The sequence below is a fragment of the Pseudomonas sp. DL genome, assembly GCF_047199225.1.
Lineage (GTDB): Bacteria > Pseudomonadota > Gammaproteobacteria > Pseudomonadales > Pseudomonadaceae > Pseudomonas > Pseudomonas aeruginosa.
Genome location: NZ_CP178323.1, coordinates 4,825,629 through 4,842,790 on the forward strand (window position 1 = coordinate 4,825,629; position 17,162 = coordinate 4,842,790).

21 protein-coding genes and 1 tRNA gene are annotated in these 17,162 nt (G+C 64.2%); 16 read left to right on the forward strand and 6 right to left on the reverse strand.

The features are described 5' to 3' along the window. Nucleotides 1–70 precede the first annotated feature (70 nt). From mmsB to ACI766_RS22540, 3 genes are all read left to right on the forward strand, one after another. Complete coding sequence (mmsB, locus tag ACI766_RS22530) at nt 71–967, forward strand: 3-hydroxyisobutyrate dehydrogenase (protein ID WP_003454697.1); 897 nt, start codon at nt 71–73, stop codon at nt 965–967. Between the two features lie 56 nt (nt 968–1,023). Next, nucleotides 1,024–1,668: a potassium channel family protein gene (locus tag ACI766_RS22535; protein WP_003085490.1), complete on the forward strand. Its 645-nt coding sequence runs from the start codon at nt 1,024–1,026 to the stop codon at nt 1,666–1,668. Nucleotides 1,669–1,783: 115 nt separating this feature from the next. Next, on the forward strand, nt 1,784–2,425 hold the full coding sequence (locus ACI766_RS22540; protein WP_031689765.1) for an NAD(P)-dependent oxidoreductase: 642 nt from the start codon (nt 1,784–1,786) through the stop codon (nt 2,423–2,425). A 34-nt stretch (nt 2,426–2,459) separates the two neighbouring features. Here ACI766_RS22540 and ACI766_RS22545 read toward each other — a convergent pair whose 3' ends face one another. After that, a complete protein-coding gene (locus ACI766_RS22545; RefSeq protein ID WP_019372103.1) occupies nt 2,460–4,436 on the reverse strand; it encodes an alkyl/aryl-sulfatase in 1,977 nt (658 codons plus the stop codon). 102 nt (nt 4,437–4,538) lie between these two features. Between ACI766_RS22545 and ACI766_RS22550 the strand changes: the two genes are divergently transcribed. Then, entirely contained in the window at nt 4,539–5,453 is a 915-nt protein-coding gene (locus ACI766_RS22550; protein ID WP_087823778.1) for a LysR family transcriptional regulator, read from the forward strand. Between the two features lie 3 nt (nt 5,454–5,456). On the opposite strand, the gene ACI766_RS22555 is transcribed toward ACI766_RS22550, so the two are convergent. From ACI766_RS22555 to ACI766_RS22570, 4 genes are all read right to left on the reverse strand, one after another. Continuing rightward, a complete protein-coding gene (locus ACI766_RS22555; RefSeq protein ID WP_003098351.1) occupies nt 5,457–5,645 on the reverse strand; it encodes a hypothetical protein in 189 nt (62 codons plus the stop codon). Nucleotides 5,646–5,767: 122 nt separating this feature from the next. Next, the gene (locus tag ACI766_RS22560; protein ID WP_003085479.1) at nt 5,768–6,013 is read right to left on the reverse strand and encodes a DUF1145 domain-containing protein; all 246 of its coding nucleotides are present in this window, start codon (nt 6,011–6,013) and stop codon (nt 5,768–5,770) included. Nucleotides 6,014–6,129: 116 nt separating this feature from the next. Then, nucleotides 6,130–6,585 (reverse strand): hypothetical protein, encoded by a 456-nt coding sequence (locus tag ACI766_RS22565; RefSeq protein WP_003114164.1) that lies wholly within the window; start codon nt 6,583–6,585, stop codon nt 6,130–6,132. A gap of 95 nt (nt 6,586–6,680) precedes the next feature. Next, nucleotides 6,681–6,860, reverse strand: a complete 180-nt coding sequence (locus tag ACI766_RS22570; protein ID WP_003098355.1) for a hypothetical protein — start codon at nt 6,858–6,860, stop codon at nt 6,681–6,683. Between the two features lie 232 nt (nt 6,861–7,092). Between ACI766_RS22570 and ACI766_RS22575 the strand changes: the two genes are divergently transcribed. The 12 genes from ACI766_RS22575 to ACI766_RS22630 all read left to right on the forward strand — a co-directional run bounded on the left by ACI766_RS22575 (nt 7,093) and on the right by ACI766_RS22630 (nt 16,885). Then, the gene (locus ACI766_RS22575; RefSeq protein ID WP_003114162.1) at nt 7,093–8,169 is read left to right on the forward strand and encodes a DUF2157 domain-containing protein; all 1,077 of its coding nucleotides are present in this window, start codon (nt 7,093–7,095) and stop codon (nt 8,167–8,169) included. Continuing rightward, nucleotides 8,166–8,981, forward strand: a complete 816-nt coding sequence (locus tag ACI766_RS22580; RefSeq protein ID WP_003098357.1) for a DUF4824 family protein — start codon at nt 8,166–8,168, stop codon at nt 8,979–8,981. Before ACI766_RS22575 ends, ACI766_RS22580 begins: the two co-directional genes overlap by 4 nt. 80 nt (nt 8,982–9,061) lie before the next feature. Then, nucleotides 9,062–9,274, forward strand: coding sequence for a cysteine-rich CWC family protein (locus ACI766_RS22585; protein WP_003098360.1), 213 nt, complete (start codon nt 9,062–9,064; stop codon nt 9,272–9,274). After that, on the forward strand, nt 9,274–9,966 hold the full coding sequence (locus ACI766_RS22590; protein WP_003114159.1) for a pseudouridine synthase: 693 nt from the start codon (nt 9,274–9,276) through the stop codon (nt 9,964–9,966). Before ACI766_RS22585 ends, ACI766_RS22590 begins: the two co-directional genes overlap by 1 nt. Nucleotides 9,967–10,101: 135 nt before the next feature. Continuing rightward, nucleotides 10,102–11,145 (forward strand): L,D-transpeptidase, encoded by a 1,044-nt coding sequence (locus ACI766_RS22595; RefSeq protein ID WP_003098363.1) that lies wholly within the window; start codon nt 10,102–10,104, stop codon nt 11,143–11,145. 79 nt (nt 11,146–11,224) lie between these two features. After that, entirely contained in the window at nt 11,225–11,962 is a 738-nt protein-coding gene (locus tag ACI766_RS22600) for a murein L,D-transpeptidase catalytic domain family protein (protein ID WP_003114158.1), read from the forward strand. Nucleotides 11,963–12,413: 451 nt separating this feature from the next. Further along, the gene (gene phaG, locus ACI766_RS22605; protein WP_003123042.1) at nt 12,414–13,316 is read left to right on the forward strand and encodes a (R)-3-hydroxydecanoyl-ACP:CoA transacylase; all 903 of its coding nucleotides are present in this window, start codon (nt 12,414–12,416) and stop codon (nt 13,314–13,316) included. Nucleotides 13,317–13,446: 130 nt separating this feature from the next. Next, a tRNA-Gly gene (locus tag ACI766_RS22610) sits at nt 13,447–13,520 on the forward strand. Nucleotides 13,521–13,859: 339 nt separating this feature from the next. Then, nucleotides 13,860–14,627: a hypothetical protein gene (locus ACI766_RS22615; RefSeq protein ID WP_071573410.1), complete on the forward strand. Its 768-nt coding sequence runs from the start codon at nt 13,860–13,862 to the stop codon at nt 14,625–14,627. An 8-nt stretch (nt 14,628–14,635) separates the two neighbouring features. Continuing rightward, nucleotides 14,636–15,130, forward strand: a complete 495-nt coding sequence (locus tag ACI766_RS22620; protein ID WP_124123264.1) for a hypothetical protein — start codon at nt 14,636–14,638, stop codon at nt 15,128–15,130. Between the two features lie 258 nt (nt 15,131–15,388). Continuing rightward, nucleotides 15,389–15,904 (forward strand): hypothetical protein, encoded by a 516-nt coding sequence (locus tag ACI766_RS22625; RefSeq protein WP_058157049.1) that lies wholly within the window; start codon nt 15,389–15,391, stop codon nt 15,902–15,904. A gap of 294 nt (nt 15,905–16,198) precedes the next feature. Continuing rightward, the gene (locus ACI766_RS22630) at nt 16,199–16,885 is read left to right on the forward strand and encodes an SOS response-associated peptidase (protein ID WP_031630206.1); all 687 of its coding nucleotides are present in this window, start codon (nt 16,199–16,201) and stop codon (nt 16,883–16,885) included. Here ACI766_RS22630 and ACI766_RS22635 read toward each other — a convergent pair. Further along, nucleotides 16,867–17,133, reverse strand: a complete 267-nt coding sequence (locus ACI766_RS22635; RefSeq protein WP_031630210.1) for a hypothetical protein — start codon at nt 17,131–17,133, stop codon at nt 16,867–16,869. The genes ACI766_RS22630 and ACI766_RS22635 overlap by 19 nt on opposite strands. Between the last annotated feature and the right edge of the window lie 29 nt (nt 17,134–17,162).

The following is a 17,162-nucleotide window of genomic DNA, read 5'->3' on the forward strand; positions in this document are numbered from 1 at the left end:
CACGTCCATAGCGTCTAAGCTGTTTCACAGCATCCCCAAGAGGCCTCGCGGCCGCCACAGGAGGAGCTCCATGAAACAGATCGCCTTCATCGGCCTCGGCCACATGGGCGCGCCGATGGCCACCAACCTGCTCAAGGCCGGCTACCTGCTGAACGTCTTCGACCTGGTGCAGAGCGCCGTCGACGGCCTGGTCGCCGCCGGCGCCAGCGCCGCCCGCAGCGCCCGCGACGCGGTGCAGGGCGCCGACGTGGTCATCAGCATGCTGCCGGCCAGCCAGCACGTCGAAGGCCTGTACCTCGACGACGATGGCCTGCTCGCGCACATCGCCCCCGGCACCCTGGTGCTGGAATGCTCGACCATCGCCCCGACCTCGGCGCGCAAGGTCCACGCCGCCGCCCGCGAGCGCGGCCTGGCGATGCTCGACGCGCCGGTGTCCGGCGGCACTGCCGGCGCGGCAGCCGGCACCCTGACCTTCATGGTCGGCGGCGACGCCGAAGCCCTGGAGAAGGCCCGGCCGCTGTTCGAGGCCATGGGTCGCAACATCTTCCATGCCGGCCCCGACGGCGCCGGCCAGGTCGCCAAGGTGTGCAACAACCAGCTCCTCGCGGTGCTGATGATCGGTACCGCAGAAGCCATGGCCCTGGGCGTGGCCAACGGCCTCGACGCGAAGGTGCTGGCCGAGATCATGCGCCGCAGCTCCGGTGGCAACTGGGCGCTGGAAGTCTACAACCCCTGGCCGGGGGTTATGGAGAACGCTCCGGCGTCGCGCGACTACAGCGGCGGCTTCATGGCCCAGTTGATGGCCAAGGACCTCGGGCTGGCCCAGGAAGCCGCCCAGGCCAGCGCCAGCAGCACGCCGATGGGCAGCCTGGCGCTGAGCCTGTACCGTCTGCTGCTGAAGCAGGGCTATGCGGAGCGGGACTTTTCCGTGGTGCAGAAATTGTTCGATCCGACCCAAGGCCAATAGACAGGCAGGCGGGTCCGCGCCCAGGCTGGTCGATTCGACGATGCGAGGAGCCCGCCTTGAACGCCCTGCTGCTGCGTTACCGTTTCCGCCTGCTGTTCTTTTCCACCGTGCTGTTCACGGCGATCCTCGGCCTGCCGTCGAGCACCAAGCCACGGGTGCTCGGCAGCCTCCTGCTGCTGGTGCTGGCCGGGATGAACACCTTGCGCAGACGCAGTCCGCTGGTCTACCTGACGGCCTTCTTCGGCCTGTTCAGCCTGGCCCTGTACACCACTGCGGACTTCAGCAGTCCCTACTCCAGCCTGCCGCCCGGCCTGCTGCGCGGGCTGAGCCTGATCCTGCTGTACCTGACCCTGTTCGCCGCGCTGTTCCGCCGCGTCACCCAGGAGCGCCCGGTGACCCACGAGCTGCTCTACGGACTCTGCGCACTCTACCTGCAGATGGCGCTGGCCTTCGCTCTCGCCTACTACATGGTCGAACAGATGCAGCCGGCCAGCTTCATCGCCAGCCATGGCGCACTCGGCCTGGATACCTTCGTCTACTACAGCCTGGTGACCCTGACCACCGTGGGCTACGGCGACATCCAGGCGATCAACCCGCTGGCGCGCCTGCTGGCCGGCAGCGAAGGAGTGATCGGGGTCCTGTTCATCGCCCTCGCCGTGGCCCGCAGCCTGACCCTGATGAGCGACAGCGAGGAGGTCTGATTATTAAGCTGGGCTAACGAGTGCATCCCCCGCGCAGCGGTTTATCCCGGCGAGCGCAGGGCGGATGATGCTGATCGACGCCGCTCTGCGGCATTTCTCGAACGGAAGGTGCAGCATGAAAATCGCCCTGATCGGCGCCACCGGCCACGTCGGCCACTATTTCCTCAACGAAGCCCTGCAACGCGGCCACGCGGTGACCGCCCTGGTCCGCGACCCGAGCAAGCTGGCGGCGCGCGACGGCCTCTGCGTAGTGCAGGCGGACGTCAGCGACCCGGCCCAGGTGGCCAGCGCCGTGGCAGGCCACGAAGTGGTCATCAGCGCTTTCAACGGCGGCTGGGGTAGCGCCGACCTCCGCGCCCGCCACACCGCCGGCAGCCAGGCCATTCTCGACGGCGTGAAACGCTCCGGCGTGCCGCGCCTGCTGGTTCTCGGCGGCGCCGGGAGCCTGGAGATCGCCCCCGGCCAGCGCCTGGTGGACAGCCCGGAATTCCCCGAGCAGTGGAAGCAGGGCGCCCTCGGCGCCGCCGACGCCCTCGACCAACTGCGCGGCGAGCAACGACTGGACTGGGTGTTCCTCAGCCCGGCGATGCTCCTCGAACCCGGCCAGCGCAGCGGCAAGTTCCGCCTCGGCGGCGACCAGGTTCTGTTCGACGCCAAGGGCGAGAGCCGGATTTCCCTGGAAGACCTGGCGGTAGCCATGCTCGACGAGGCCGAGCAGCCCCGTCATCATCGCCAGCGCTTCACCGTGGCCTACTGAAAAGACCAGGCGCCCCTCTCGGGCGCCTTCGTCGTCAGCCTTCGGACTTCGCCGCCGGCGTGACGATATCGAACCAGAAGTCGAAGTCGCCGAGCATGCCGAACAGTTGCCCCAGCAACAGCGGATTGCCGGAACTCTTCAGCTTGCCCTCGAAGACCAGGCGTACCGCCGATACCTCTTTGAGCAGCAGCCGGTTGAGATCGGCGCGGTCGATGCTCACGGTCTGCCCGGCGTCCTCGCTCTGCACGCCGCGCAGGTTGTTCAGGTGCGAGTTCTTCAGTTCCAGCAGGTAGTTCTCGCCGATGTCCGGCAGGCGCAGGTTGATGCTCAGCGCCTTGCCCTCCGCAGCGCCGGCGTCCAGGCGCACGCCGAGATAGTCGAACAGCAGGCCGGTGTCCATCGCCGCCAGGGCATCGGCGCTGCCGGCCTTCATCGTCGGCTGGTCGCGCGGTACGCCGTGGCGCAGTTCGTAGGCGGCGCTGAGGTAGCTGTTGCGCCAGCCGGCGTTCTCCGCCTGGTAGCCGAGCTGCTCCAGGGCGTCGGCCTGCAGCTCGCGCGCGGCCCGGTTATCCGGCTCGGCGAAGACCAGCCTGTTGACCACCTCGACCACCCAGCGGTACTCGCCCCTGGCGTACGACGCCCGCGCTTGCTCCAGCAGGCGCTCGGCGCCGCCCATGTATTCCACGTAGCGGCCCGCCGAGTCCTCCGGGCTGAGCGGGTCGAGGCTCGCCGGGTTGCCGTCGTAGTAGCCCAGGTAGCGGTTCAGCACGGCCCGTGCGTTATGGCTGACCGAGCCGTGGTAGCCACGGTCGTACCATTCCTGGTCGAGGCTGGGCGGCAGGCGCAGGCGGTTGTGCACCTGGCCGATGGTCACGCCCTGGTTGGCCAGGTGCAGGGTCTGGTCGTGCAGGAAGCCGTACAGGTCACGCTGCTTCTCCAGCACCTCGACGATCTCCGCGTTGCCCCAGCGCGGCCAGTTGTGCACTGCGAACATCACCTCGGCCTGCCTGCCGAAACGATGCAGCGCCTGGTTGATGTACTTGCTCCAGCCCAGCGCATCACGTACCTCGGCGCCGCGCAGGGTGTACAGGTTGTGCAGGGTGCCGACCACGTTTTCGGCCATCAGCAGGGCCTTCTGCCGCGGCAGCCAGATGTTCATCTCCGCCGGCGATTCGGTACCCGGCGTGTTCTGGAAGGTGAACGGCACGCCGTCCAGCGCCAGGTCCTCGCCCTCGCCTTCGATCAGGCGGGTCGGCGCCAGCAGGCTCAGCGGTCCGCGCGCCAATCCCTTGCCGATGGCCATGTCGACCTGCCCCTGCGGCCCCTTGGGCAGTTGCGTGCCGTACTGGTAGGTGGCGCGGCGCATCATGGCGTTGCCGGCCAGGACGTTCTCCTTGATCGCCGCCTCCATGAAGCCGGCCGGAGCGATGATCTGCACCGCGCCGCTGGCGACCTGCTGTGGCTCTACCAGACCGCGCACGCCTCCAAAGTGATCAGCGTGGGCGTGGCTGTAGATCACCGTACGGATCGGCCTCTCGCCCAGCTCGCGGCTGACCAGTTCGTAGGCCGCCCTGGCGGTGGCCGGGGTGGTCAGGGTGTCGACCACGATCCAGCCGCTGTCGCCGCGGATGAAGGTGATGTTGGCCAGGTCGAAGCCGCGCACCTGGTAGATACCCTCGGCAACCTCGAACAAGCCGTACTTGAGATTGAGCAGGGCCTGGCGTTGCAGGCTGGGATTGATGCTGTCGCGAGGCTTGCCGTCGAGGAGGAAGTCGTAGCCACCGAGCTGCCAGGCGACGCTGCCGTCGGGGTTGCGGATGAGTAACCGCTCCGGGCGCCGGATCAGGCCGCGTTCGGCGCGCTCGAAGTCGGCGCGGTCGGCGAAGGGCAATTCCGCTTCGACCCGCCGCTGGGCCTCGACGGTGAAGGCACTGGGCGGTTTGGGCGCGGTGGTTTCGGCGGCGCCGGCGAGCAGCGGGGCGAGCGCCAGGAGTGCAAGCAGACGGCTCATCGGATACTCCGTTTTATTGTTGTGGGCTTCGGCTGGCACTATGCCGAGCGGCACGGCAATAATTCCAATGCATTCCAGGTCCACATTCGATGCGGAGTCCGCATGAGCGATCTACGCCAGTTCCGCCACTTCGTCGCCCTCGCCGAGCACGGCCACTATGCCCGCGCCGCCGAAGCGGTGAATCTCAGCCAGCCGGCGCTGTCACGCAGCATCCAGGCGCTGGAGGGACAGTTGGGTTGCACCCTGGTGGAGCGCGGCAGCCGCGGCGTGGCCCTCACGGCCCACGGCCGGCTGGTGCTGGAACACGCTCGGCGCCTGCTGGCCGGGCATCGCGCACTGCACAACGCGGTGAGCCAACTGGGCAATCTCGACAGCGGCGAGCTACGCCTGGGCGGCGGTCCCTTCCCCGCCGCACGGCTGTTGCCCGAGGCACTGGCCGGTTTATCCAGCGCCCACCCACGCGTGCGCGTCGTACTGCTCATCGAAGACTGGCAGACCCTACGCCAGCGCCTGCTGGATGACGCCGTCGAACTCTTCGTCGCCGATATCCGCGAGCTGCAAGGCGATCCGCAGTTGCGCATCCACCCGCTACGCGAGTATCCCGGCGTACTCTTCTGCCGCCCCGGCCATCCGTTGCTGCGTCTGGTGAGGCCGAGCGCCGAGCAACTGGCCGACTACCCGCTGGCCGGCCCGCGCCTGCCCGAGGCAGTCCGCGGCGACCTGGCGCGCCTACTGCAACGCGAAGAACCGCTCGGCATACAGTGCGACGACGTGCTGATGCTCAAGGGCCTGGTCGGCTCCAGCGAGCTGATCAGCCTGGCGCCCTGGGACGTGGTTGCCGCCGACGTCGAGGCCGGCCGTCTGGCGCTGCTGCCCTGGCCCGCCGGCGCCGAGCCCGCCCGCGCCAAGGGCTCCGCCTACGGTCTGGTCAGCCGCGCCGGCCGCAGCCTGTCGCCGGCCGCGGCAGTGTTCGTCGAGCGGGTGCTGGAACAGGACCGGCGCTTCGCCGCCACCTGAGGATCAGCGCCAGCGAGCGTCGTCGCGGCGCTCCTGCCAGGAACGGTTCCAGTCGCGCCCGCGGTTGTCACGGTCGCGGTCGTGATAGCGCTCGTAGCGGTAGTCGGGACGATGCCGGTGGTCGTTGCGGTCGTAGACCACGCAGGCCGACAGCGGCAGGACGAGGATCAGCAGGGAAAGCAAACGACGCATGGCGCCTCCTGTGCGGTTCCGGCCTCTCCTGCGGATGCGGGAGGATTGCCTGTTCCGGAACCTGCACATCGGACTGCGCGGCGCGCGGGCGGTGCCCGCGGCGAGAGTAAAGCCTGTGTAAATCAGCCGAGGCTACGCAGGTGCAGGACGCCGAACAGCAGCACCTGGAGGCGCTCCAGCCAAGGTGCCGGGCGCGCCTTGAGACGCCCGTTGAGCAGCAGGATCTCGGCGGCATGGACCAGCACCAGCACGCCGGACAACAGCAGGATCGGTCGATGCAACTCGCCCAGCGGGTAGGCCAGGTTGACCAGCGCGACGAGCCAGAACATCGCCAGGGCGCCCTTGGCGAACGACAGAAAATGACTCATGGGAACCTCCTCGTTTCGGTATCGGCAGAGTGTGCCGAGCAAATGCGCCAAGAGGGTCCGCACTTTCGACTGGAAAGCACGACGGCGCCCGCAGGCGCCGCCTTTCCTTGCGCACCTCAGTTGCGCCAGCGAGGTGTCCCGCCCTGCTGGCCCTGGTGTCCCGGACGATCCTGCCGACCGTGTTGTTGCCAGCGTTGCGGAGAATGCCCGCGCCATTGCGGCTGGCCGCCGCGCTGCCAGTTGCCCGGATGCCGCTCGCCACGATGGGCCGGGCGCGATTCGTGGTAGCGCTGCTGGTAGCGATATTGCTCGCGCCGGTAGTCGCGGTGGCCATCGTAGCGGCGTGGCGCCGGGTAGTAGCGTTGGTCGTAGTAGCGCGTCGAGTAGTAGCGCCGTTCGCTGCGCCAGCCATCGTCATACACGCGATAGCGCGGCACTTCGTAGGCGTAGCCGTAGGGCTGGCCACGATAGTGGCGCCAATCGCCGTCATCGTAGTCGTAGTCATACACCGCGCAGCCACCCAGGCTGGCGAGAAGCAGAAGAAGCGGGACTCTCAGGAATGTGCGCCACATGGCAGCCTCCTGCGGCCCCGCTGCCGACCGGCCGGACGACCGGCGACGCCGCGAGGCGCGCATACGACGTGAAGACTCGGGAAAAGGAAGTGGGCTCAGCACCAGCCTTTCTTGGCGTGGCCCGGAGGACAATGGGGCGGGCCGCCGCGATCGTAGCCGTAGTAGCCATCGTCGAACGGATCCAGTTCGACGTAGGCGCCCGGCACCCGAACGCTGCAACCGCTCATCAGGAAGGCCGCCAGTAGCAGCCCGAACAATCGCATGACCATCAGCATTCTCCTTCATCGCAGAACGCAGCCGAACCACGCCTGGACAAAATCCCGATGGAGCGGGAAGCCGGTTGCGGCGGTTGCAACCCGGCTGCAATAGAGACCGAAGGAAAAAACGGAAATTCCCTGAATCCGACCAACGACACGGACCTCCAGAACGTGACCGCAGCCGGCGTTTCTCGGTAGAGTGCGCGGACCAAGGACTGCCGGCCCCGCCGGAACCGCTCAAGGAGCATGCATGCAACCCATCGACCGCGCCCAGGCACAGCAGCGCGCCAACGACATCCTGGTGTTCCAGCGCGAGCTGCAACGCCTCGACCAGGAGCAGGCGTTCCGCCTCGAACCGGCCCAGGCCCGGCAACTCGCCGACTATCACCTGGCCCTGCTGGACAGCTACCGCGACCGTTTCGACATCGACCACGACCTGCGCAGCCAGCAACTTTCGCTGGGCATGCGGGTAGCCTCGTTCTTCGGCGCCCTGGCCTTCGCCGCCAGCGTGTTCCTGCTGTTCTATCGCTTCTGGGGCCTGTTCCCCACCGTCGCCCAGGTGGCGATCCTGATCGGCAGCGCCTTCGCCGCGTTCTTCGCCACGCTCTGGGTCCAGGCCAAGGACGCCTCGGGCTACTTCAGCAAGCTGGCGGCGATGGTCGCGTTCGCCTGCTTCGTCCTCGACCTGACCATGCTCGGGCAGATATTCAACGTCACCCCCAGCGACCTGGCGCTGGTGCCCTGGGCGCTCTACGCCCTGCTCCTGGCCTACCTGTGCAACGCCCGCCTGCTGCTGGCGGCGGCGATCCTCTGCGTGATGGGTTTCATCGCCGCGCGCGTCGGCACCTGGGGCGGCGGCTACTGGCTGAGCGTAGGCGAGCGACCGGAGAACTTCTTCCCCGCCGCCGCGCTGATCTTCGCCGTGCCGCTGTGCTTCGATCAGCGCAACTTCAGCGGCTTCGCCGTGATCTACCGGGTGTTCGCCCTGCTCGGCCTGTTCCTGCCGATGCTGGTGCTGGCCAACTGGGGCTCAGGCAGCTACCTGGCGTTACCGTCGGCGCTCATCGAGGGGCTCTACCAGGTCGCCGGCTTCGTCGCCGCCGCCCTTGTGATCTGGCTCGGCGCGCGACGCAACTGGGCGGACGTGAGCAATACCGGGATCACCTTCTTCGTCATCTTCCTCTACACCAAGTTCTTCGACTGGTGGTGGGAAGCGATGCCGAAGTACCTGTTCTTCCTGGTGCTCGGCCTCAGCGCCCTGCTGATCCTGCTGGTCCTGCGCCGCCTGCGCACGCCCCTGGGCATCGCCGCGAGGACTGACGCATGAATCGCAACCGTCGCAACGCCCTGATCGCCGGCAGCCTCCTGCTGCTGGCAGCGAACCTGGCCGCCCTCGGTGGCGTCGCCTGGAACCGGTCCGGCGAGGCCGAAAGCAAGCTGGTGCTCAGCCAGCGCGAGCTCCAGCGCAACTGGTCCTACGGTTTCTGGAGCGAAGAGAACAGTGGCGTCGAACTGCGCCTGGAGCTTCGCTCGCCGAGCAGCGAGCCGCCCAGTGACCTCGCTCCCCCGCTGCCGCCCGAGCAGATGCGCGCCCTCGGTTTCAGCATCCCGGACGCGCTCGACGAAGAGAGCGTACGGCGCTACCGCCGCCAACAGGAAAAACAGGTGCTGCTGGTCCTGGAGCTCGACGGCCCGGCCTATCGCCGCGAAGTACGCCTGGCCGAGGAGCGCCTGGCCGAGGCCAGCGCCCGCAGCAAGGCCCTGCCCAAGGACGAAATGCTGTCCAGCCAGATGGAAGCCGCTCGCCACCAACTGAAGCATGAGCAGGGAGAGGCCAGCCGACTGTTCATCGTCGACGCCGGCCTCGACCTGGCCGCCCTGCGCCAGCGCTACCCCGAGCGCCAGCGCTACGCCATCGTCAAGGGCCGGGTGCGTCCCTGGTCCGCGGTCGACGGAGGCAGGACGCTGGTCGGCGGCTACATCAGCCGTACCGACCTCGCCGCGATCAACGTGCCACGACAATGGCACGCGGTATTCGCCAAGGTCGACGAACAAAACTACCGGCTAGCGCCGCTGGAACTGCACCTCAGCTTCGGCCAGCGCCTGGAGCCCTGGATCACCAACGCCGTTCGCCGCTGAAACGCCCCGCCTGGCGCACGATGCTTGCATCCGCGCGCCGGGCCCTGCACCCTGGGCACCCGCCAGCCATCCACCGCGCCATGAACAGCGAAATCGATCCAGGCCGCTGCCCGCTGTGCCAGCAATCCAACCGCTGCACCCTGGCCTATCCCGCTAGCGCCACCCAGGCTTGCTGGTGCTTCACCACGGAGATCGATGCGGCCGTGCTGGAGCGGATTCCCGCCGAGCTGCGCCGCCGCGCCTGCCTCTGCCCACGCTGCGCGCAACTGCTGCCGCCCGACGCCGACGACTGATGCGCCTGGACCGCTTCCTCGCCAATCTGCCCGAACTCAGCCGCCGCGACGCGCAGATGCTGATCGCCGGTGGACACTTGCGCGTGGACGGCCAGGTGGTGCGCGACGGCACCCACGAGGTGCGGGTGTTCAGCCGGGTGGAACTGGACGAGCGGCTGCTCCAGGCTGGCAAGCCGGCGCGCTACTACATGCTGCACAAACCGATGGGCTGCGTCAGCGCCACCCGCGACCCGCAACACCCGACCGTCCTCGACCTGTTCCCGGAAGACCTGCGCGACGACCTGCACATTGGCGGTCGTCTCGACTACAACACCACCGGCCTGATGCTGCTGACCAACGATGGCCAGTGGTCGCGCCGCCTGACCCTGCCGGGCAGCCGGCGCGACAAGGTCTACTACGTGGAAACCGAGGCGCCCATCGACCAACGCTACGTGGATGCCTTCGCCGCCGGCCTCCACTTCCGCTTCGAAGACCTGGTCACCCTCCCCGCGCAGCTCGAACCGATCGGCCCACGCTGCGCCCGCCTGACCCTGCACGAAGGCCGCTATCACCAGGTCAAGCGCATGTTCGGCCACTTCGACAACAAGGTGCTGCGCCTGCACCGCGAGCGCATGGGCGATATTTGTCTCGACCCGCAGTTGCCGCCGGGTGCCTGGCGCCCCCTGAATGCTGAAGAAATCTGTTCGGTGTGAAACCCCGCCGCCCGCCGCCTGTCCACCGAAAGAGGCCGGACCGCATGGGTTTGGCCGGCCGTCGCGAGCGACGCTAAGCTGAATGGCATCTGTCGGAGCGACAGCCTTTCCCGCATGGAGCAAGAGAAAGCGCCAATGAAAAGATCCCTTGCCGTACTGCTGCTGGCCTTCGCCGTCGGCAGCCTCCACGCGGCGCCCGCCAGCCCAGCGAACGCGCCTTTGCCGCCGGCCGACATCAAGGCGCGGCTGAAGAGCATGAAGCCCGGCGAGTACCTCTGGTACCCGGAGGTTTCCCCGCAGGGACCAGTGACCATCGTGGTCAGCCTTACCGAACAGAAGGCCTACATCTACCGCAACGGTATCGCCATCGGGGTCAGCACCCTCAGCTCCGGCAAGAAGGGCCGGGAGACCCCGACCGGAGTGTTCTCGATCCTGCAAAAGAGCGTCGACCACAAGTCCGACCTCTACAACAGCGCGCCCATGCCCTACATGCAGCGCCTGACCTGGGACGGCATCGCCCTGCACGCCGGCAACCTGCCCGGCTATCCCGCCTCCCACGGCTGCATCCGCCTACCCATGGCGTTCGCCAAGAAGCTCTACGGCATCACCGGCTTCAGCTCCACCACGGTAATCATTTCCAACGCCAGCAGCGCGCCGAAGGAAGTCGACCACCCCGGCCTGCTGGCACCGACGGTAGCGGACGGGCGACCGGTGACGCTGCCGGTGGAGCCCGGAGAAATCGCCTGGAACGACCCCGGCGCGGAACGCGGTCCGTTGTCGGTGCTGATCAGCCGCGCCGACCAGCGCGCCTATGTCTATCGCGGCGGCCAGCGCATCGGCACCGCACCGGTGCAGTTGCCGGCACGCCCGCAAACCGGCATGGCGGTGTTCTCGCTGCTGGAAAAGCCGACCCCGGAAGAAATCAGCGAGACCTCGCCGAACCTGCGCTGGTCGGTGGTCCAGGTGAGCAACCCGGGACAGGGCCTGACACCCTCCGAGCAACTGGGCAAGATCCGCATGGACCCGACCTTCGTCCGCGAAATGCTCGGTGCCATGGACGTCGGCAGCACCCTGGTGATCACCGACTGGGCCTCGACCCGGGACACCCACAGCGACTCCGATTTCACGGTGATCGCCACGGAAACACCGAACAATCCGACGAAATCGCTTAAAAAGTAGTCGGCAAGTTGTTCAAAAATCGAGCACAATGCCTCTCATCCGGTAAAAACCACACTGAACCGATGGGAATACTGCTCGTATGCCAACCTTCCTCCGTGCCGCCCTGCGCAGGCTGAGCCTGGCGGGCGCCACCCTTTGCGCACTGGCCAGCGGGCCGGTATTCGCCATGCCACTTCCCTCCGCCAAGGACCTGCAGAAACTCGCTCCACAGGCCAGCCTGCCAACCCTCGAACTGGCCCTTACCGCCTATGCCTGCGCGAGTGCCAGCCAGGGCGGCGACAACGGCCTGCTGACGGTGATCGACTACTCGCGGCCGTCACGCGACAAGCGTCTCTGGGTATTCGACCTGAAGACCCGCAAGCTGCTCTTCGAAGAGTGGGTGACCCACGGCAAGAACAGCGGCGATGATCTTGCCACCTCCTTCTCCAACCGGCCGAACAGCTACCAGTCGTCGATCGGGCTGTTCCAGACCGGCCAGCTCTATACCGGCAAGCATGGTCAGTCGCTGCGCCTGGTTGGCCTGGAGCCGGGCTTCAACGACAAGAGCGAAGAACGCGCCATCGTCATGCATTCCGCTGCCTACGCCGATCCCAGGGTGGTTCCCGGGCTCGGTCGCCTGGGCCGCAGCCAGGGCTGCCCTGCGGTACGCCCGGCCGTGGCGGCCCGGCTGATCAACACCCTCAAGCGCGGCAGCTACGTGTTCGCCTACTATCCGCAGCCGAAGTGGCTGGAGACCTCGCGCTTCCTCGCCCCGCAGAGCTGCGCCGTGGCACGTGCGGCGCGTACGCCGGAAGTCATCGCCAGCCTGCTCAAATGAACCGCCGGGGCGGCGGCCGCGCCGTCCCTTTCCTTCCCGGCATCCCGAAATCGCAGCATCGGTACTTGCCTCGCGGCATTTCGTCGGATTCCAGCCCCCCTTCCCCCATCCAAAAGCGAAACAGGGCTTGCAGTCCGGCACGCCGGCTGCTTAACTGACGCTCACGTTGTGACTGACCAGTCACAAACGACTTCCAAGAAAGCCCGCGTGACTGCCCGCGCTTCGGCGCCGGCCTTTCCTGCCCGGCCAATAGCCGCTTCGCCAAAATCCGAGAGGATTTCGGACGCTCTCTATTTGCCTGTAAGTCGTTGAAAATCAAAAGTTTATCAAATCCATCCGAATGACATTCAACTGTCATTGGGAGGCGCTTTCATCTGCCCATGAGCATTTTGTATTCGCCGCGACAAGCAGGTCGCCGCGTTCCCATCGAACGATTCCAGGAGGAAGCGACATGAGGCCGGAAACAGCCATCATCGAGATCCACGGGCAATACAGGATTCACACCGAGTTCTACGGCAACCCCGCGGCGCAGCAGACCATCATCCTGGTCAACGGCTCGCTGTCGACCACAGCGTCCTTCGCCCAGACCGTGAAGTACCTGCAGCCGCATTACAACGTGGTGCTCTACGACCAGCCGTATGCCGGCCAGTCCAAACCCCATAACGAAAACCGCACGCCGATCAGCAAGGAGTGCGAGGCCAGGATCCTGCTGGAACTGATCGAACGCTTCCGTGCCGACGTAGTGATGTCGTTCTCGTGGGGCGGCGTCGCCACCCTGCTGGCCCTGGCGCAGCGTCCCGGACGGATCCGCAGGGCGGTGGTCAACTCATTCTCGCCTCAGCTCAACCCGGCCATGCTCGACTACCTGCATCGCGGCCTCGACTACCTCGCCGCCTGCGATCGCACCCAGGTCGGCAACCTGGTCAACGAAACCATCGGCCGCTACCTGCCACAGTTGTTCAAGCGCTACAACTTCCGCCACGTCAGCAGCCTGGACGAGCACGAATACCACCAGATGCACTTCCATATCCGCGAAGTGCTGCGCCTGAACGCCGATAGCTATACCGAGAGCTTCGCCGGCATCGAGATCCCGGTGCTGTTCATGAACGGCGAGCTGGACATCTACACCACGCCCCACGAAGCCCGCCAGTTCGGCCAACTGATCCGCGGCGCGGAATTCCACACCATCCGCAATGCCGGCCACTTCATCGACGTCGAGCACAAGGCCGCCTGGCAACAGACCCAGGACGCCCTGCTGGCCTTCCTCCGCCCGCAGCGCACGCAGCCGCTCAACCCGATCTACCGCCCCCAGCCCAACGGCGCCAGCGTCCCCCTCGCCGCCCTCGCCAGCTAACCGCCACCGCCACGGGGAGCCCCGCTCCCCTGGCGGAAAAACCCAGCGAAATCAACAAAAACCCCGCCCCGGGCTTCACCTGCCGCCGCGCATCTGGTAAAAAGGCGCCCTGGCCGCAAAAGCCATCCGAGCGGGCGTCGTATAATGGCATTACCTGAGCTTCCCAAGCTCATGACGAGGGTTCGATTCCCTTCGCCCGCTCCAATATTCATGGGCCATTCAGATCCGGCTGGCCAATTCCAGTGACAGTTTTGATGACAGTTTGGCAACGTCTAGCATCAAACTTTCTCCAATCGAAGCTGCCAAAGGGCTATGATCATCACAAGCCCCATTGAGGTTCATGAGCCAAGGAGGTCACATGTTTCTTCAACTCCTAAAATCGAAGACAGAAGAAGAGAAGGAACTCACGCGACTCATCTCGCAGCTTCCAGATGATCTTTCTGTTGTGGGCCGCGGCACAATTGTCATTAAGCCTAAGGCAGTTTTCGACTCGCCCGAATTCAAGACTGCGGTAGAATTCGCCACAAAGATCGTTAAACGATAATGGGATTAGTCCTTATAATACCGCTGCTAGTCAGCGGTTTTTTAGTTTACCACCATCATCCCGTACATTTTTATAAACTGCATCGCCATGAAGGCCAATATCTTTACATACAATGCGCCCGCCTTGGCTTATACAGCCTTATAATATCTTTCTTAATTTGCACCATCCTCTACCACCTCCTAACCTATTATAGAATTGGCGACTTCGACCTAGAAAAAATAAACCTTTTTTCATGGACGGCCAAACACCTAGCTAACATTGGAATTGTTAAAAAAGAAGAGTCTACGACTTACGCACTCTTCATATGGGCCATCATTCTCTCTCTATGGCCAATACCACACATTTGGGGTAGCTTGACCCGCTTTTTCTTCTTCAAACTAAGACTAGGCGCAAAGAACGCTACCCAAACAAAAGTCGCAGCAATGGCACAAATATTCAAAGACAGTCCGCTTGATGACTTTCTTTTTAAATCAGCCATCAATAAAGACACCGTCATGCTGCACATGGATGATCGAAAAGTATATGTCGGATTTATTACAACCATGGGCGAACCGAATGAGACCCAAGGTGCAGATCAAGAAATAGCCATAAAACCCGTTATGAGCGGGTACCGAGACAAGGACACCTTGACAGTAACCTTTACTACCCAGTACAGAGAAGTAGGAGCAGATGTCACTCTTATCCTACGTCAAGAAGAGATCATCTCCGCCACAAAATTTGATTCATCTGTATACGAAAAATTCCAAGCTTCGAAACCCCGTAATTAGGAGTCGTCATGGAAGAGTCGCAACCAAATTCACCTTGGTACGAGATTGCCCAGAAAGACTTAGCAGACCCCGTCTTTACTAATTTCAGTTGGAATGGCAGGACTACAGATTGGTTCCTTCAGGAGTTAGTGGGTAACGTGAATCGCTATCCGGAGGCGCGGTTGAGCATCACGCTCTTCACCATGAGCGGCATGCTATCCGGCACCTTAATAAGTGCAGAGGAATATTTTCAACTGTTCGCTGACAGTTTCTGCCAAGGGTGGGAGTCTGAAGAAAAAAAAGCTACTGCTCGAAGCTACTTCCTCAGTTTAGGTCCGTCCCGCAGCAAAGACGAGGAATCCTCATTGACTGAGGATGCACCATCTCAATACATCCATCTAAAGAACGCCAAACATTTCTCCCCCACAGGAGAAGTTCCAAATAACGACGGCTTACTCTGGCGCGGGACTATCGCCTCTATTTCCGGATTTTCTTTAGGGCAGTTACAGCGCGTTCAGACATAGCGACTCGTATATCACCAGGCGTCCAACAGGACGCCTGGTGATATGGATCGAAAAACTTCCAATAGAACTTATATGGTTATCAGCTATTGCCTTTGCTGTAGCAAATTCGTAGCAGAGCCATCTAGGGCGAGCATTTCTCATCAGCCCCGCCACTGACCCGACCGTTTCTCCTCGGCCAGTTTCCGCTCGTCGCCTCCCGAGGATTACTGTATATTTATACAGCATAATTTCCGGCCCAACCGCCCGCCGGAGATTCCCATGTCCTACTCCGACCCCCGGATCTGCCATAACCAGCGCGTCACCCAATGGCTCGCCGCGATGCGGCAGCATGCTGCCTGGCTGTACGCCGCGGATGAGCAGTACCTGTACCTGGTGGGAGAGGCAAATGAGCTCTACCAGTGCGGCGTCGTGGGGTTGCAGGACAGGCACGACATGGTCACCGACGCCTTGGGCATGTACTCCTGGGCGATCGAGCACGGCATCACGCGCGAGACGCACTACTGCTCGGACTGCTGCTACGACGTGCTCGACGGCGGCGTCGTCGTCGGGAGCGTGGACGACGAGGGCATCTACCACGGGCCCGCACCCGCACGACAGCGGCTGGGCTACCTCGGCCGGGATCCCCTGGACGGGATAACATACTTGCGCCTGGGCCAGGCGCTTGAGCGTGCCGGCATTGTGCGCGGCCTCGTGATCGAACTCGACGCCGGCGGCACGCTGCAACTCGCCGAGCAGATCCCGGATGACTTCCGACCATGGCGCTGGCCACCATAGCCCCTCACAGGCGATAGCCCATACCGCGCCGCTTCGCTTGCCCCAAAGCGAAACATGTCTAGCCTTATCTGGGTGACTTTCTCCTATGGTCACGGAGACTCCGGGAGCTGCCCAACCTCCCAGAGTCTCCACTTTCTGCTGCTTCCCCTCTTTGCAATCAGCAGCTCATCGCAGGTCACAACGAGGGTATTTCATGAAGATCAGTTTCGTTGCCATAGGCATGCTGCTCGCGGCAGGTATAGCGATGTGCGTCTATCTGGTCATGAAGGCTGCGTCTACTGTGTGAGGCACATAATGTGCGGAAGGCTCAGCCAGTACACTGGCTTGCACGAATTCGTCGACGCGCTGTCGATGCCAGCCATGTTGGTCAACTTGGTCGGCGAACAGCCACAGCGCTACAACGTCGCGCCGTCGACGGCGGTGACGACGCTACGGCTCGAAGGCGATGCGCTTGTAGCTCAGCCGATTCGATGGGGCTGGCGGCCCTTCTGGGCCAGGGATCGCGCGGCGCCGATAAACGCTCGGGTTGAAAAGGTGGCGCATGGACGCTTCTTCAGCACCGCGTGGAAACACCGAGCGCTGACGCCGATCTCGGGCTGGTTCGAGTGGGTCGATGGAGGCGAGGCGCGGAAACAGCCGTATCACATCCAGCACGCTGACGGCTCGCCGGTCTTGTGCGCAGCGATCGGCCAGTTCCCCGGCCTCGATGACGAACCAGGAGAACAGCATGGATTCGTGATCATCACCGCCGATAGCGCCGGCGGCCTGGTAGATATTCACGACCGGCGGCCCGTCGTGCTATCGCCCGAGCTGGCCCGCGAGTGGCTGGACCCGGCGACGCCGCCGGAACGCGCAGAAGAGATCGTGTTGATGCAGGGCGAGCCGAGCGAGGCGTTCACCTGGTACGCGGTCGACCCAGCAGTTGGGAACGTCCGAAACCAGGGCGCCCATCTGATAGAGCCTCAGCGCTCCGCTTCGTAGGCTGCTACGCCTGCGCCGACGGCGATCCATCCATCTGGCGAGTGCGCGGTGTCGCAGATCGATACGTCCACCGTCTGGCCTTCCTTGGGCTCGGCTGGAAGGATCGCCGCAGTACGCCGCAGGTCGTTCGAAGACGGCGCGAAAGTGCTTTCAGAGCAGTGGAATGCCCATATCCCGTGTTTTCCGGAACTGCCGACCTGCCTGTCGAGCTTCAGCGTCCACTTCCCCGCCAACCGAATCACCAGCATCGCTCTGCTCCGTAGGAAAAGGCCGTAGT

Coding starts and splice junctions, on each gene's coding strand:
- ACI766_RS22625 (WP_058157049.1), top strand. CDS start 15,389: ATGTCCTACTCCGACCCCCGGATCTGCCATAACCAGCGCGTCACCCAA.
- ACI766_RS22630 (WP_031630206.1), top strand. CDS start 16,199: ATGTGCGGAAGGCTCAGCCAGTACACTGGCTTGCACGAATTCGTCGAC.
- ACI766_RS22560 (WP_003085479.1), bottom strand. CDS start 6,013: ATGAGTCATTTTCTGTCGTTCGCCAAGGGCGCCCTGGCGATGTTCTGG.
- ACI766_RS22590 (WP_003114159.1), top strand. CDS start 9,274: ATGCGCCTGGACCGCTTCCTCGCCAATCTGCCCGAACTCAGCCGCCGC.
- ACI766_RS22585 (WP_003098360.1), top strand. CDS start 9,062: ATGAACAGCGAAATCGATCCAGGCCGCTGCCCGCTGTGCCAGCAATCC.
- ACI766_RS22580 (WP_003098357.1), top strand. CDS start 8,166: ATGAATCGCAACCGTCGCAACGCCCTGATCGCCGGCAGCCTCCTGCTG.
- ACI766_RS22545 (WP_019372103.1), bottom strand. CDS start 4,436: ATGAGCCGTCTGCTTGCACTCCTGGCGCTCGCCCCGCTGCTCGCCGGC.
- phaG (WP_003123042.1), top strand. CDS start 12,414: ATGAGGCCGGAAACAGCCATCATCGAGATCCACGGGCAATACAGGATT.
- ACI766_RS22550 (WP_087823778.1), top strand. CDS start 4,539: ATGAGCGATCTACGCCAGTTCCGCCACTTCGTCGCCCTCGCCGAGCAC.
- ACI766_RS22600 (WP_003114158.1), top strand. CDS start 11,225: ATGCCAACCTTCCTCCGTGCCGCCCTGCGCAGGCTGAGCCTGGCGGGC.
- ACI766_RS22540 (WP_031689765.1), top strand. CDS start 1,784: ATGAAAATCGCCCTGATCGGCGCCACCGGCCACGTCGGCCACTATTTC.
- ACI766_RS22620 (WP_124123264.1), top strand. CDS start 14,636: ATGGAAGAGTCGCAACCAAATTCACCTTGGTACGAGATTGCCCAGAAA.
- ACI766_RS22595 (WP_003098363.1), top strand. CDS start 10,102: ATGAAAAGATCCCTTGCCGTACTGCTGCTGGCCTTCGCCGTCGGCAGC.
- ACI766_RS22565 (WP_003114164.1), bottom strand. CDS start 6,585: ATGTGGCGCACATTCCTGAGAGTCCCGCTTCTTCTGCTTCTCGCCAGC.
- ACI766_RS22615 (WP_071573410.1), top strand. CDS start 13,860: ATGGGATTAGTCCTTATAATACCGCTGCTAGTCAGCGGTTTTTTAGTT.
- ACI766_RS22570 (WP_003098355.1), bottom strand. CDS start 6,860: ATGCTGATGGTCATGCGATTGTTCGGGCTGCTACTGGCGGCCTTCCTG.
- mmsB (WP_003454697.1), top strand. CDS start 71: ATGAAACAGATCGCCTTCATCGGCCTCGGCCACATGGGCGCGCCGATG.
- ACI766_RS22635 (WP_031630210.1), bottom strand. CDS start 17,133: ATGCTGGTGATTCGGTTGGCGGGGAAGTGGACGCTGAAGCTCGACAGG.
- ACI766_RS22575 (WP_003114162.1), top strand. CDS start 7,093: ATGCAACCCATCGACCGCGCCCAGGCACAGCAGCGCGCCAACGACATC.
- ACI766_RS22555 (WP_003098351.1), bottom strand. CDS start 5,645: ATGCGTCGTTTGCTTTCCCTGCTGATCCTCGTCCTGCCGCTGTCGGCC.